1 pseudogene is annotated in these 604 nt (G+C 57.1%); it reads left to right on the top strand.

From position 1 onward, the window contains the following. Positions 1 to 14: 14 nt before the first annotated feature. Positions 15 to 604 (top strand): annotated as a pseudogene (locus tag XarbCFBP7408_RS22110) (IS5 family transposase); the annotation flags it as partial.

Below are 604 nucleotides of genomic sequence, written 5' to 3'. Positions count from 1 at the left end.
TTAAACTATTGGACATGGAGATCACGCCAGCACAATTTGCCCTCATCGAACATTGCTTACCTGTGCAGCGCGGCAATGTCAGCATGACCAACCTGCAGGTGGTCAACGCCATCCTTTACGTCGCAGAGCATGGCTGCAAATGGCGCGGTCTGCCCAAGCGCTTTGGCAACTGGCATACGGTGTACACGCGCATGAACCGTTGGGCCAAGTCCGGTGTGCTGGATCGGATGTTCGCCCAATTGCAGACCTGCCAGATCGTGCGCATCAAAATCGAAGCGGTCTCGCTGGACTCCACCAGCATCAAGGTGCATCCGGATGGCACTGGCGCATTAAAAAAAACGGCCCACAGGCGATCGGCAAATCCCGAGGCGGATGGAACACCAAGATTCATATGGTTGCCGCAGATGCTCGAACAGCCATCACGTTCGGATTGACGCCTGGCAACGCACATGACGCACCAGCAGGCCGCGCGTTGCTTGAACACCTGGGGCCAGTGGAACGGCCGATTCATCTGCTGATGGATCGCGCTTACGAAGGCAATGAAACCCGCCAGTTGGCGCTTGATCTTGGCTTCGTGCCGGTGGTCCCACCCAAGTCCAATCGG

This window comes from Xanthomonas arboricola pv. guizotiae, from assembly GCF_002940205.1.
Classification (GTDB): Bacteria; Pseudomonadota; Gammaproteobacteria; order Xanthomonadales; family Xanthomonadaceae; genus Xanthomonas; species Xanthomonas arboricola_C.
This window is presented reverse-complemented; position numbering and strand designations above follow the sequence as displayed.